Here is a 12,286-nt window from a genome sequence, read left to right as displayed (position 1 = left end):
GACCACCCGCCTCACGCGAACCGGCTCACGCGCCGGCCCACACGCGGGCTCAGTGCCGGTCGTTGTTGCTCTGCGTCCGGTCGAACCAGTTCGGCAGCTTCCATTCCTTTTCGTCCGGGCGCTCGGCGACCACGCCATAGGCGGCGCCTTCCGCGGGGGTCTGGAAGCCGGGCGGCGGCTCGGTCAGCGAGGTGCGCTCGGGCTCGCCCTGGAACACCATCGGCTTTTCCTTCTGCTTCTTGTCCCAGCCGAGGAAGCCGAGGCCCTCGGTCGGCTTCAGCCAGTCCGGTCGCTCGGCGTTGTTCTTCATCATCGCGCCGCGATAGGTCGAGTTCGGGTTGGTGCCGCGCGCGACCTCGGCCGGGGTGAGGGCGCGGGTGGCGTCGCGGTCGCTGAAGTTCACCGGCGTGCGTGCCGCCTGGAGCTCGGCCTTGCGCCGCTGCACGTCCACGTCCTTCGGCCAGGCCGGGTTCTGCGACAGCGCGTTGGCGTTGCGCGGGGGCGGCAGCACGTCGTCGGCCGGGGGCACCACCAGCGGCGCGCGCTCGCGATAGTCGATCTCCGGCGGCGTCGGCGCCACCAGGCCGAAGCTGGTGAAGAGCTGCTCGGTGAAGCTCTGTTCCTGGGCGGAAGCCGGTGTGCCGGCCATGGCAAGGGCGACGCCGAGAGCTCCGCCGAGAAGGGCGGCGCGCGTCGAAAGGGGTCGCTTCATCATCCGATCGTCTCCTGAGGGCACGGCGTCGGGCCGGGCTTCCCGGGCCGGCGCGCGAAGACGGTCGGAAGCGCGCACATGCCCGGACGATGGGCGGTTAACACGGCAGGGCGGCTAATTTGCGGCGCCGCCACGCACGGAGTCATACAGAAGCAGCCCGACCCCGGCAACAATCGCCACGTCCGACAGGTTGAAGATGTACCAGTAGAAGCCGAAGGCGTGCAGCGACACGAAGTCGAACACCGCGCCGTAGAGCCCGCGGTCGATCGCGTTGCCGAGCGCCCCGCCGATCAGCAGCCCCAGCGCCGCCGCCTCCAGCCTTCGGTCGACCCGCGCCAGCCAGAGCCAGAACAGCACCGCCGCGATCACCTTCACCCCGCCCAGAATCCACCAGCCATGCGGGCCCTGCGCGAACAGCCCGTAGCTGATGCCGGTGTTCCACGCCTCGACGAAATCGAGGAACGGCGTGATGTGGACGATGCCGGCATCGCCGAAGTCGACCCCGTGCAGCACGGCGAGCTTCGAGGCCTGGTCGATGACGAGGGCGGCGAGGGCGAAGCCCGCCCCGTAGAGGGTCCGGGGGCCGGCGAGGCGGAGTTTCATGCGGGCGGCTTCCGGTGCGGCGTCATCGAGGACCGGCGCGCGCGTGCCTCCGGCGTACCGGAGGACGGCGCCGCGCGCGCGGGCCCGCTCACTCGGCGGCGCGCCGGGCGCTGGCGAGCTCGCGCAGCGCCATGGCGTCGCGCGGGGTCACGTCGGGATAGTCCGGGTCGGTGCCCACCAGCGGCGAGATCTTCCAGGAGCGCGCGCATTTGCGCCCCTGCGCCCGCACCGGCACCACCGCGACGCCCGGCACCTCGTCGAGCCGGAACGCGTCCGCCGGTCCCTCGTCGGGCATCAGATGGGCGTCGGAGGTGATGCACACCTCGGCGAGGTCCACCGCGCTCACCGCCGCGAACAGCGCCGGGTCGGTGACGTGGATCGCCGGCGCCGCCTCGAGGCTGGAGCCGATGCGCTTGGCCGCCCGCTCCACCTCCAGCGCGCCGAGCACGACGCGCCGCACCTGGCGGATCTTGCGCCATTCGTCCGCGAGCGCGTCGTTGCGCCACTTGGCCGGCGTCTGCGGGAAGGTCTGGAGGTGCACCGAATCTTCCTCGGAGGGGAAGCGCGCGAGCCACGTCTCCTCCGCCGTGAAGGGCAGGATCGGCGCCAGCCAGATCACCAGGCGCTGGAACACCTCGTCGAGCACGGTCAGGCACGCATGGCGCGTCACCGAGGAGATCGGGTCGCAGTAGAGCGCGTCCTTGCGCACGTCGAAATAGAACGCCGAGAGCTCGGTGGTCATGAACGCGGTCAGCGCCGCGTTGACGCGCTTGAAGTCGAAGCCGGCATAGGCCTCGCGCACCACGCCGTCGAGCTCGTGGAGCCGGTGCAGCACCATGCGCTCCAGCGCCGGCATGTCGGCATAGGCGACGCGCTCGGCCTCGCGGTAGTGGTGCAGCGAGCCCAGCAGCCAGCGCAGCGTGTTGCGCAGCTTGCGGTAGGTCTCGACCGTGGTCTTCAGGATCTCCGGGCCGATGCGCAGGTCGTCCGAATAGTCCGAGGCGCACACCCACAGCCGCAGGATGTCGGCGCCGGAAGCCTTGATCACCTCCTGCGGGGCGACCACGTTGCCGATCGACTTCGACATCTTGCGGCCCTGCTCGTCGAGCACGAAGCCGTGGGTGAGCACCACGTCGTAGGGTGGGCGCGCGCGGGTGCCGCAGCTCTCCAGCAGCGAGGAGTGGAACCAGCCGCGGTGCTGGTCCGAGCCCTCGAGATACATCACCCGGTCCGGCCCGCCATTGAAGGCGCGGTCGACCTTCAGGTCCTCGCGCACCTCCAGCGTGAAGGCGTGGGTGGAGCCGGAATCGAACCAGACGTCGAGGATGTCGTCGACCTTGCGCCATTCCTCGGGGCTGTACTCGTTGCCGAGGAAGCGGGTCGCCGCGCCGTCCTTGTACCAGGCGTCGGCGCCCTCGGCCTCGAAGGCCTCGGTGATGCGCCGGTTCACCTCGTCGTCGCGCAGGATCTCGACCGTGCCGTCGCCCTTGTCCTTCACGAACACGGCGATCGGCACGCCCCAGGCGCGCTGGCGCGAGACCACCCAGTCGGGGCGGTTCTCGATCATGCCGTTGATGCGGTTGCGCCCGGTCTCGGGCACCCACTCGACCCCGGCGATGCCGCCCAGCGCCCGCGCGCGCAGCGTGTCGCCGGCCGTCGCCGAGCCGTCCGCCGCCGCGATGTCCTTGTCCATCGCGATGAACCATTGCGGCGTGTTGCGGAAGATGATCGGCGCCTTGGAGCGCCAGGAGTGCGGATACTGGTGCTTCAGACGCCCGCGGGCGATGATCCTGTCCGCCGCCGCCAGCGCCTTGATGACGACGTCGTTGGCGTCGCCGTCCTTGCCCTTGTCGTCCATCACCCGGTGGCCGCCGAACAGCGGCACGTGGTCGTAGTAGTAGCCGTCGGGGCCGACCGTGTGCGGCACCTCGCCGAGCTTGGCGGAGATGTAGAGGTTGAAGTCGTCGGCGCCGTGGCCGGGGGCCATGTGCACGAAGCCGGTGCCAGTGTCGTCGGTCACGAAGTCGCCGGCGACCACGGGCACGGGGAAGTCGAAATAGCCCTTGGTGCCCTTCACCCCCGCCAGCGGATGGGCGCAGACGAGGTGCGTCGGGTCGACCTCTTTGTGGCGCTCGTAGCCGGTCACGCGCGCGGCCTTGAACACCTCCTCGGCGAGGTTGTCGGCGAGGATGAAGTGCTCGCCCACCTTGGCCCAGTTGTCGGCCGGCGCCTCGGTCACCTCGTAGACGGCGTAGGTGACGTCCGGCGAGAAGGCGATGGCGCGGTTGCCCGGAATGGTCCAGGGCGTCGTGGTCCAGATGACGACCGAGGCGCCCTCATAGGAGGGGAAGAGGTGGATGTCGTCGGCCTTGTCGGCCGGCTCCAGCCCCTTGGGCAGGCCGCCCGCGGTGGCCGCGCTCTTGCGGTAGCCCTTGACCGGGAACTTGACGTAGATCGTGGTCGAGGTGTGGTCGTGATACTCGACCTCCGCCTCGGCGAGCGCGGTGTTCTCCACCACCGACCACATCACCGGCTTGGAGCCGCGATAGAGCAGGCCGTTGGCGGCGAACTTCATGATCTCGCGGGCGATCTGCGCCTCGGCGGGGAACGCCATGGTGGCGTAGGGATGGGCCCAGTCGCCCTCGACGCCGAGCCGCTTGAACTCCTCGCGCTGCACGTCGAGCCAGTGCTCGGCATAGGCGCGGCATTCCTGGCGGAAGGCGACCATGGCGGCGGCGTCGGCGAAGTCGGGCTTCACCTTGCCCTTCTTGCGGTAGTTCTCTTCCTCGATCTTCCACTCGATCGGCAGGCCGTGGCAGTCCCAGCCCGGGACGTAGTTGGAATCGTGGCCGAGCGCGCCCTGCGAGCGCACCACCACGTCCTTGAGGATCTTGTTGAGCGCGTGGCCGATATGGATGTTGCCGTTGGCGTAGGGCGGGCCGTCATGCAGCACGAAGCGCGGGCGCCCGGCGCCGGCCTGGCGCTGCCGGCCGTAGAGGTCGATCCGCTCCCAGCGCTTCAGCAGCTCCGGCTCGCGCTGCGGCAGGCCGGCGCGCATCGGGAACTCCGTCTGCGGCAGGAACAGGGTCGACGAATAGTCATGCGCCGCGGCCTCGCCGGCGGGTTCTTTGTCGGTACGACCGTCGCTGTTGCGGCTCGTCATCGCGCGCTCCTTCACTCGCCGCCCGGTTTAAGCGCAGCCGCAAGGCGGTGCAAGGGCGGTGCGGAGGCCGCTACCGGGAAGGCGGAGCGCGCGCGGAGGGGTCAGGCGAACGGCGTAGGGGCGGCAGGGAAGACGGAATGGGTGACGGTCGCCGCACGCCGGCTCGGGGCCGGCGGGTGGCGACGCGTGCCCTCCCGTCACCGGGGTGGCACCGGGGTGCGGCGCGGGAGCGGGCCGGCCTGCCCCTTCCCCCACCTCTTCCCGCTGGAGCGGGGTCGCCCCACGGCGGCGGGCGAGGTTGAAGGCCGGGTGGGATTGTAGCGCGCATCCTCACCCGGCGTGGGCCGTCTCCGATCCCTTACCAGTCGGACAGCCGCAGCTCCGGCCTCCCATCCCCTCCCAGAGAAACTTATCCGCACCCCCCAGGGGCGGGGCGATAATGCCCGCACCTGTCCCGGCAAGGGGGCGCAACCGGAGCGGCCGGCTCGCGCGGGACGGGGGCGGTGGCCATGGGAAAAGGGATAACGCACCCTCGGCCCGTGGCGGCCCAAGCCTTGCGTTCCCGGGCCGCATCACCGCGGTCCACCGGGCGGCGTGCCGCGCCACAGCGGAGGATAGCAACGGTAAGTCCTCCGGGGGCCGCAGGGAGCAAGCCTCAAACACCGCGTGCGGGGCGCCGGGAGCGGCGCGTCGGACGGTTGACTAAAGGCTTGCACCACCTTTTCCCACACGGTGCAGGCGACCGCCGGAGCGTTCCGCCCCGGCGCCCCGCGCGCCCTCCTGGAGGGCGCCCCGTGCCGTCATCCGCCCGGCCCCGCGAGGGGTGCGGGGGTTCGGTGCTGGGTGGGGGAAGGAGCGCGGAGGTCAGGGCGTGGTGGAATGCCGGCGGCGGCTGTGAAACAAGGCACCGTCTGACGGGATCGAAAACGATGACATTTTTCTGCCTCTGCGGCCGTGTCCGCGTCGATATTCCAGCGCCGCCCGCGTTCATCAACGCGTGCAACTGCACCCTTTGCAGCAAATCGGGTGCCCGATGGGCCTATTTCAGCCCGTCGGAGGTCGGCGTCGAAGGGGTGACGAACGGATATAGCCGGGAAGACAAGGAAGACCCGGCGGCCGAAATCCACTTCTGCCCGACTTGCGGGTCGACCACGCACTTCGTCCTGACCGCGAGTGCCGTCTCACGGTTCGGCAACAGCCAGATGGGCGTCAATATGCGCCTCGCGGACGAGAAGGACCTCGCCGGAACGGAACTGCGCTATCCCGACGGGCGATCCTGGCCGGGCAAAGGCGGCTTCGACTATGTGCGGCCGGCCCGGATCATCGGGGAATAAGCCTATGGCCGGCGGCCCTGGCAACGACGGCCGCCGCAAGCCCGCTTCGGCGACCACCCTGCGCGGGCGAGCCCTAGCCCAGCGCGGCGCGGGCGCGGGCGCTGTCCTCGTCCATCTGCGTGATCAGCGCCTCGATGCTGTCGAACTTCAGCTCCGGGCGCAGATAGGCGTGGAAGGCGACCCGCAGCACCCGGCCATAGAGGTCGCCGGCATAGTCGAACACGAAGGTTTCGAGCCGCGGCGCGCCGTCGTCGAAGGTCGGCCGGCGGCCGAAGCTCGCCACCCCCTTGTGCACCGTGCCGTCGATCTCGACCGTCACCGCATAGATGCCGTGGGCGAGCGTGATCGCCGGGTCGAGACGCATGTTGAGGGTCGGGTAGCCGAGCTCGCGCCCGCGCTTGTCGCCGTGGATCACCTCGGCCTCGACCGCCCAGGGCGCGCCCAGCATGTCGGCCGCCTGCTCGACCCGGCCCTGCTCCAGCGCGGCGCGGATCGCGCTCGAGGAGATCTGCGCCCCCTCGTCCAGCAGCGGCGGCACGATCTCGACCGGGAAGCCGTGGCGCCGACCGGCCTCGCGCAGGAAGATCGGCGAGCCGCCGCGGCCCTTGCCGAAATGGAAGTCGTAGCCGGCGACCACCATGGCGACGCCGAGCCGGCCGATCAGTATGTCGGCGACGAAGGCCTCCGCGTCCTTGGCCGCGAGCGCGGCGTCGAAGCCCAGCACCACCGCGCCGTCGAGCCCGGTCTCGGCCAGCCGGGCCAGCTTCATCGGCGCCGGGGTGAGGCGGAACACCGGCTCGTCGGGCCGGAAGAAGGAGCGCGGATGCGGCTCGAAGGTCACCGCCAGCGCCGCCCGTCCGAGCGAGCGGGCCTGCTCCAGCGCGGTGCCGATCACCGCCCGGTGGCCGCGATGCACGCCGTCGAAATTGCCGATGGCGACCACGGGATGGGCGAGCTCGGCCGGCAGGGCCTCGCTGCCGCTCAGCACGCGGAACGGATGGGAACGGTGGATCGGCTGCATCATCTCGGCGACAGGCGGGCACGCGGCATCGGAAGGCGGGCCACGCCGGCCCGCGCCATGGCGCATAACTGGCGCGCCCGCCGGCCCGCGTCAATCCGGAGTAACCCCGCGCGCTACCAGGCGAGCCGCGTGGTGACGGCGACCGGCAGCCCCGGCCCGTCGGCCAGCAACCGCGCCAGCGCCTTCGGGTCGACCTCGGCGCCGTGCTCGAGCCCGAGCTCGCCGGCATGGATCCCGGCGCCGACGAACAGGCAGTCGATGCCCGCCCCGAGCGCGCCGGCAAGGTCGGTGCGCAGCGCGTCGCCGATGGCGAGGATGCGCCCGGGTGCGGTCTCGGTGCCGCGCAGGGCGCGGGCGGTGGCGAAGGCGGTGTCGTAGATCGGCCGGTGCGGCTTGCCGCAATAGACCGCCTCGCCGCCCAGCGCTTCATAGGCTTCGGCGATGGCGCCGGCGCACCAGATCAGGTCGCCGCCGCGCTCGACCACGATGTCGGGATTGGCGCAGATGAAGGGCAGCGCGCGCGCCTTCGCTTCCTTCAGCGTGGCGGCATAGTCGTCCGGCGTCTCCACCGTGTCGTCGAACAGGCCGGTGCAGACGATCAGCTCGGCCGCCTCGAACCCGGTCAGGCTGAGGTCGAGCCCGTCATAGATGCCAAGGTCGCGCTCCGGGCCGAGGTGCCACATCCGCACCCCCGGGCGCTCCGCCAGCAGCGCGTTCGTCACCATGCCGGAGGTGACGATCGTGTCGTAGGCCGTGCGCGGCACGCCGAGCCCGTCGAGGATGCGCGCCACCCCCTCGCGCGGTCGCGGCGCGTTGGAGACCAGGATCACCGTGGCCCCCGCGGCGCGGGCGCACTCAAGCGCGTCCGCTGCCGGCGCGAAGGCGGCGACGCCGTTGTGCAGCACGCCCCAGACGTCGCACAGGATGACGTCGTAGCCCGGCGCGAGTCCGGCGAAGGAGGTGATGACCGGCGGGATGTCGCCGGGGCGGGAGGCGGGGCGCGGATCAGATGTCATGGCCGGGGATTGCCACGAGCGCGGGGCGCGCACAAGCCGCTCCGGCGCGGCCCGGCCATGCGCGGCGCCGGCGTCACGCCCGCATGCCGCCGTCCATCGCGGTCCGGCGGCTCTCGCTCAGGGGCGGAACAGCGGACCGTTGGTGACCACCATGCCGTGGCCGGGCACCTCGTTGCCGGCGGGATAGACCCCGCTCAGCACGTCGTTGAAATGCCGGCGCACGGTCTCGTCGCAGCCGCAGCTCATGGCGCGCAGCTTCGGCAGGTCGCGGATGACGAGCCGCGCGCGGCGCGGCTCCACCGCCCCGCTGTCGCGCAATTGTTGGATCACCCGGCCGATATAGGAGCGCCCCACCGCCAGCATCGACGCGAGCTGCTCCTGGGTGAGGCGCACATCGTCGCCGCCGGTGCGGTCGAGCGCGGCGACCAGCCATTTGGCGGTGCGCTGCTCGATGCTGTGCGCGGCGTTGCAGGCGACCGACTGGAACACCTGCGCCAGCAGGCAGTCGGCATAGCGCGCGAACAGGTTGCGCAGGCTGGACGAGGCGCTCTTGGCGCGCTCCAGTTCCACCGTGTCGAGGCGCAGGATCGGCCCGCCGATCTGCACCACGGCGCGGGCATAGGCCGGCAGCCGCCCCTGGCTGACGATGCCGCCCACCGCGCCCTCGCGCCCGACCGGGGTGATCTCCACCGGCCGGCCCTCGTCGAGCACCACCATGAAGGAGATCAGCGTCGGCCCGCAGGGGAAATAGACGTGCCGCACCTCGTCGCCGGGCTCGTAGAGCACCGCGCCGGGGCGCCGGTCGATGCGCCTGAGATGGGTCTTGAGAAGGTTGAAATCCGCCGGGCGCAACGCCCCGAGCAGATTGTTGCCGCCCGACGACGGCTCACCGCTCTTGTCGTGCTCTTCGCCGCTCGCTTCCTCGCTCCGACGCATCGCTTCCACTCCTCCACCGTCCGCGCGTCTCCAACGCGGAGGGGAGCAAAATGTTCACTTGTACGCAGAACTCACCGTGCCGGACGCCTAGAAGAGTGATCGATTTTCGGGAGTGGGCAGGGTGCCGGAGACGGTCATCATCGAGGGCGCGGTGGCGATGCGGGTGGGGCGGGCTGCCGCAGGCGCCGGTTCCGGCGCCGTCGTCGCGTGGGTTGCCGGCAGGGCCGGGTGCGGCCTCGCAGCCGTGCCGGCATACGCCCATGGCTGAGCCGGCCGGCGACGCCGCTTCCGATCCGTTCTTCTGGCGGCTGGTCCGGTTGGCGCGGCCGCTGCGCGAGCATCCCTGGCGCGGCGACGCGGCGGGCGTGGCGATGTTCGGCGCCGCCCTCCTGCTGCGGTTCGCGCTCGAGGGCATCCTGCCGCCGGGCTTTCCCTTCCTCACCTTCTTCCCGGCGGTCATCCTCACCACCTTCTTCTGCGGCCTGCGGCCCGGCATCACCTGCGCCGCGCTCTCCACCTTTGCCGCCTGGCATTTCTTCATCGGCCCCTCGGTCGGCATGCGGCTCGACAACGGCCAGGCGCTGATGGCGCTCGCCTTCTTCGTCGGCATCGCCGCCCTCGACATCGTGCTGATCCACTTCACCTTCACCGCCGCCGACACGCTGCGCGCCGAGCGCGAGACCAGCGCCCGGCTGAATGGCAGCCTGCGCATCATGTTCCAGGAGCTGCAGCACCGGGTCGCCAACAACATGCAGTTCGTGGCGGCGCTGCTCACCCTGCACCGGCGGCAGGCGGCGGCGGACCCCAATGTCGCGCTCACCGTACTGGACGATGCCGGCATCCGGCTCGAGACCGTCGCGCGCATCCATCGCCGGCTCTACGCGCCCGAGCAGCTCGACATGCCGACCGGCCAGTATCTGCGCGAGCTGTGCCGCGACCTCATCGATGCCGCCGGCGCGCGCGAGATCACCTGCACGGTGGAGGCGCCGGACCTTCGGCTGCGCATCACCCAGCTCACCACCCTGTCCATGCTGGTGGCGGAGATCGTGACCAATTCGCTCAAGCACGCCTTCGCGCCCGGCCAGCCGGGGCGGATCGACGTCGCCATCACCCCGCTCGGCGCCGGCCGTTACGACCTCGCCATCACCGATGACGGGCGCGGCATACCGGTCGACTTCGATCCCTCCTCGCGTTCGAGCCTCGGCTTCCGCATCATCCAGGGGCTGGCGGCCCAGCTCGGCGGCACGCTGCGGCTGGAAGGCGGCTCCGGCACGGCGGCCCATGTCGAATTCAGGGTCGAATAGGCCGGGCGAGGTCTGCTAGAAGGCGGCGAACCGGCTCGGCGATCGCCGCCACGAAACCAGCCCGAGGATTCCATGACCCAGACCTTCGATCTCCTGCTCAAGGGCGGCACCGTGGCCAATCCGGACGGCGTCGGCGCCCGCGACGTCGGCGTGGTCAATGGCCGCATCGCCGGCATCGGCAGCTTCGATGCCACCCAGGCCGGCGAGACCCTCGACTGCACCGGCCTCACGATCCTGCCCGGCGTCATCGACACCCAGGTGCATTTCCGCGAGCCGGGAATGGAGCACAAGGAAGACCTGGAGACCGGCTCGCGCGCGGCGGTGATGGGCGGCGTGACGGCGGTGTTCGAGATGCCCAACACCAGCCCGCTCACCACCTCGGCCGGTGCGCTGGAGGACAAGCTCGCCCGCGCCACCGGGCGCATGCATTGCGACTTCGCCTTCTTCGTCGGCGGCACCCATGACAATGTGAAGGACCTGCCGGAGCTGGAGATGCTGCCCGGCGTGCCGGGGGTGAAGGTGTTCATCGGCTCCTCCACCGGCTCGCTGCTGGTGGCCGACGATCCCGGCGTGCGCGCGATCCTCAAGGTGATCCGCCGCCGCGCCGCCTTCCACTGCGAGGACGAGCCGCGCCTCGCCGAGCGCCGGCACCTGCGCGTGCCGGGCGACGCCTCCTCGCACCCGGTCTGGCGCGACGAGATCGCGGCGCTGACCGCAACCACCCGCCTCGTCAACCTCGCCCGCGAGGAGGGCAAGCGCGTCCACGTGCTGCACGTCACCTCCGCCGAGGAGATGGCGTTCCTGCGCGAGCACAAGGACGTCGCCACCGTCGAGGTGACGCCGCATCACCTGACCATGGATGCGGACTGGTACGGCCGGCTCGGTTCGCTGGTCCAGATGAACCCGCCGGTGCGCGAGGCGCGCCACAAGCCGCTGCTGTGGCAGGCGCTGGCCGAGGGCGTGGTCGACGTGCTCGGCTCCGACCACGCGCCCCACACGCTGGAGGAGAAGGCCAAGCCCTATCCCGACAGCCCCTCCGGCATGACCGGGGTGCAGACGCTGGTGCCGATCATGCTCGACCATGTGAATGCTGGGCGCCTGACACTGGAGCGTTTCGTCGACCTGTCGAGTGCCGGCCCGGCGCGCATCTTCAACATCGCCACCAAGGGCCGGATCGCGGTCGGCTACGACGCTGACTTCACCATCGTCGACATGAAGCGCCGCGAGACCATCCGCAATGGCTGGATCGCCTCCCGGCCCGGCTGGACGCCCTATGACGGCGTCGAGGTCACCGGCTGGCCGGTCGGCACCTTCATCCGCGGCCGCCGGGTGATGTGGGAGGGCGAGCTCGTCACCCCGTCGGGCGGGACGCCGGTGCGCTTCCTCGAATCGCTCGGCGCCGCCGCGCCGAAGCGCACGCCCACCCTGCTGGAGCGGCTCGGCTAGTAGGTCACCTCGGCGAGATAGAGCCCCGCCGCCGGGGCCATCGGCCCGCAGCGCGCGCGGTCCTTCGCCTCCAGCGCGGCGGTGACGTCGTCCGGCGTCCACGCGCCCTCGCCGACCTTCACCAGCGTGCCGACCATGGAGCGGACCTGGTGATGCAGGAAGGAGCGCGCCTGCGCATGGACGCGCAGTTCCATCCCCGGTCCCTCGATCGCCACCCGCTCCACCTCCAGCCGATCGAGCGTCTTCAGCGGCGAAGCGGCCTGGCAGCCGACGGCGCGGAAGGTGGTGAAGTCGTGCCGGCCGATCAGCCGCGCCGCGCCCTGCGCCATCGCCTCCGCATCGAGCGGGCGCAGCACCCGCCAGGCCCGGTCGCGCTCGAGCGCGAGGTCCGGCCGGCGGGTGATGATGCGGTAGACGTAGCGCCGGCCGGTGGCCGAGAAGCGGGCGTGGAAATCGTCGGCGACCGCCTCCGCCGCCAGCACCGCGATCGGGTGCGGGCGCAGATGCGCGTTCATGGCGTCGCGCACCGTGTCGGGCCGCCAGTCGCGCGAGAGCTCGACATGCGCCACCTGCCCGGTGGCGTGCACGCCCGCATCGGTGCGTCCGGCGCCGTGCACCGCGACCGGCTCGCTGGCGAAGCGCTCCGCCGCCCGGGCGAGCAGTCCCTGCACGCTCAGCCCCTCGGCCTGGATCTGCCAGCCGACGAAGGGCGTGCCGTCATATTCGATGGTGAGCTTGTAACGGGGCATGG

At 71.2% G+C, this 12,286-nt stretch carries 10 protein-coding genes; 3 read left to right on the top strand and 7 right to left on the bottom strand.

Annotated elements, in window-relative coordinates; genetic code table 11:
- Positions 1-49 precede the first annotated feature (49 nt).
- The 3 genes from NVS89_RS07810 to ileS all read right to left on the bottom strand — a co-directional run bounded on the left by NVS89_RS07810 (position 50) and on the right by ileS (position 4,478).
- Complete coding sequence (locus NVS89_RS07810) at positions 50-715, bottom strand: hypothetical protein (protein WP_258732041.1); 666 nt, start codon at positions 713-715, stop codon at positions 50-52.
- A gap of 111 nt (positions 716-826) precedes the next feature.
- Positions 827-1,315, bottom strand: coding sequence for a signal peptidase II (lspA, locus tag NVS89_RS07805; protein WP_258732039.1), 489 nt, complete (start codon positions 1,313-1,315; stop codon positions 827-829).
- 88 nt (positions 1,316-1,403) lie between these two features.
- Complete coding sequence (ileS, locus tag NVS89_RS07800) at positions 1,404-4,478, bottom strand: isoleucine--tRNA ligase (protein ID WP_258732038.1); 3,075 nt, start codon at positions 4,476-4,478, stop codon at positions 1,404-1,406.
- Between the two features lie 929 nt (positions 4,479-5,407).
- Here ileS and NVS89_RS07795 point away from each other — a divergent pair.
- Positions 5,408-5,812 carry a GFA family protein gene (locus tag NVS89_RS07795; protein WP_258732037.1) on the top strand — a complete coding sequence of 135 codons (405 nt, stop codon included), beginning with the start codon at positions 5,408-5,410 and terminating at the stop codon, positions 5,810-5,812.
- Positions 5,813-5,885: 73 nt separating this feature from the next.
- Here NVS89_RS07795 and NVS89_RS07790 read toward each other — a convergent pair whose 3' ends face one another.
- From NVS89_RS07790 to NVS89_RS07780, 3 genes are all read right to left on the bottom strand, one after another.
- Entirely contained in the window at positions 5,886-6,836 is a 951-nt protein-coding gene (locus tag NVS89_RS07790; RefSeq protein WP_258732035.1) for a bifunctional riboflavin kinase/FAD synthetase, read from the bottom strand.
- 110 nt (positions 6,837-6,946) lie between these two features.
- Positions 6,947-7,849, bottom strand: coding sequence for a TIGR01459 family HAD-type hydrolase (locus NVS89_RS07785; protein WP_258732034.1), 903 nt, complete (start codon positions 7,847-7,849; stop codon positions 6,947-6,949).
- Positions 7,850-7,966: 117 nt separating this feature from the next.
- A complete protein-coding gene (locus NVS89_RS07780; RefSeq protein WP_258732033.1) occupies positions 7,967-8,785 on the bottom strand; it encodes a Crp/Fnr family transcriptional regulator in 819 nt (272 codons plus the stop codon).
- Positions 8,786-9,045: 260 nt separating this feature from the next.
- Between NVS89_RS07780 and NVS89_RS07775 the strand changes: the two genes are divergently transcribed.
- Together NVS89_RS07775 and NVS89_RS07770 are read left to right on the top strand one after the other, a co-directional pair.
- Positions 9,046-10,089: a sensor histidine kinase gene (locus NVS89_RS07775; protein WP_258732032.1), complete on the top strand. Its 1,044-nt coding sequence runs from the start codon at positions 9,046-9,048 to the stop codon at positions 10,087-10,089.
- 72 nt (positions 10,090-10,161) lie between these two features.
- Positions 10,162-11,535, top strand: a complete 1,374-nt coding sequence (locus tag NVS89_RS07770) for a dihydroorotase (RefSeq protein WP_258732031.1) — start codon at positions 10,162-10,164, stop codon at positions 11,533-11,535.
- Here the strand turns inward: NVS89_RS07770 and truA are convergent.
- On the bottom strand, positions 11,532-12,284 hold the full coding sequence (gene truA, locus NVS89_RS07765; protein WP_258732030.1) for a tRNA pseudouridine(38-40) synthase TruA: 753 nt from the start codon (positions 12,282-12,284) through the stop codon (positions 11,532-11,534). The genes NVS89_RS07770 and truA overlap by 4 nt on opposite strands.
- Positions 12,285-12,286: the final 2 nt, after the last annotated feature.

Source organism: Ancylobacter mangrovi, assembly GCF_024752355.1.
Classification (GTDB): Bacteria; Pseudomonadota; Alphaproteobacteria; order Rhizobiales; family Xanthobacteraceae; genus Ancylobacter; species Ancylobacter mangrovi.
The sequence above is the reverse complement of the archived record's forward strand: the minus strand, read 5'-3'. Positions and strand labels throughout refer to the sequence as shown.

Bases quoted from the DNA above. Each gene is read 5' to 3' on its own strand.
- NVS89_RS07810 (WP_258732041.1), bottom strand. From the start codon at position 715: ATGATGAAGCGACCCCTTTCGACGCGCGCCGCCCTTCTCGGCGGAGCT.
- lspA (WP_258732039.1), bottom strand. From the start codon at position 1,315: ATGAAACTCCGCCTCGCCGGCCCCCGGACCCTCTACGGGGCGGGCTTC.
- ileS (WP_258732038.1), bottom strand. From the start codon at position 4,478: ATGACGAGCCGCAACAGCGACGGTCGTACCGACAAAGAACCCGCCGGC.
- NVS89_RS07795 (WP_258732037.1), top strand. From the start codon at position 5,408: ATGACATTTTTCTGCCTCTGCGGCCGTGTCCGCGTCGATATTCCAGCG.
- NVS89_RS07790 (WP_258732035.1), bottom strand. From the start codon at position 6,836: ATGATGCAGCCGATCCACCGTTCCCATCCGTTCCGCGTGCTGAGCGGC.
- NVS89_RS07785 (WP_258732034.1), bottom strand. From the start codon at position 7,849: ATGACATCTGATCCGCGCCCCGCCTCCCGCCCCGGCGACATCCCGCCG.
- NVS89_RS07780 (WP_258732033.1), bottom strand. From the start codon at position 8,785: ATGCGTCGGAGCGAGGAAGCGAGCGGCGAAGAGCACGACAAGAGCGGT.
- NVS89_RS07775 (WP_258732032.1), top strand. From the start codon at position 9,046: ATGGCTGAGCCGGCCGGCGACGCCGCTTCCGATCCGTTCTTCTGGCGG.
- NVS89_RS07770 (WP_258732031.1), top strand. From the start codon at position 10,162: ATGACCCAGACCTTCGATCTCCTGCTCAAGGGCGGCACCGTGGCCAAT.
- truA (WP_258732030.1), bottom strand. From the start codon at position 12,284: ATGCCCCGTTACAAGCTCACCATCGAATATGACGGCACGCCCTTCGTC.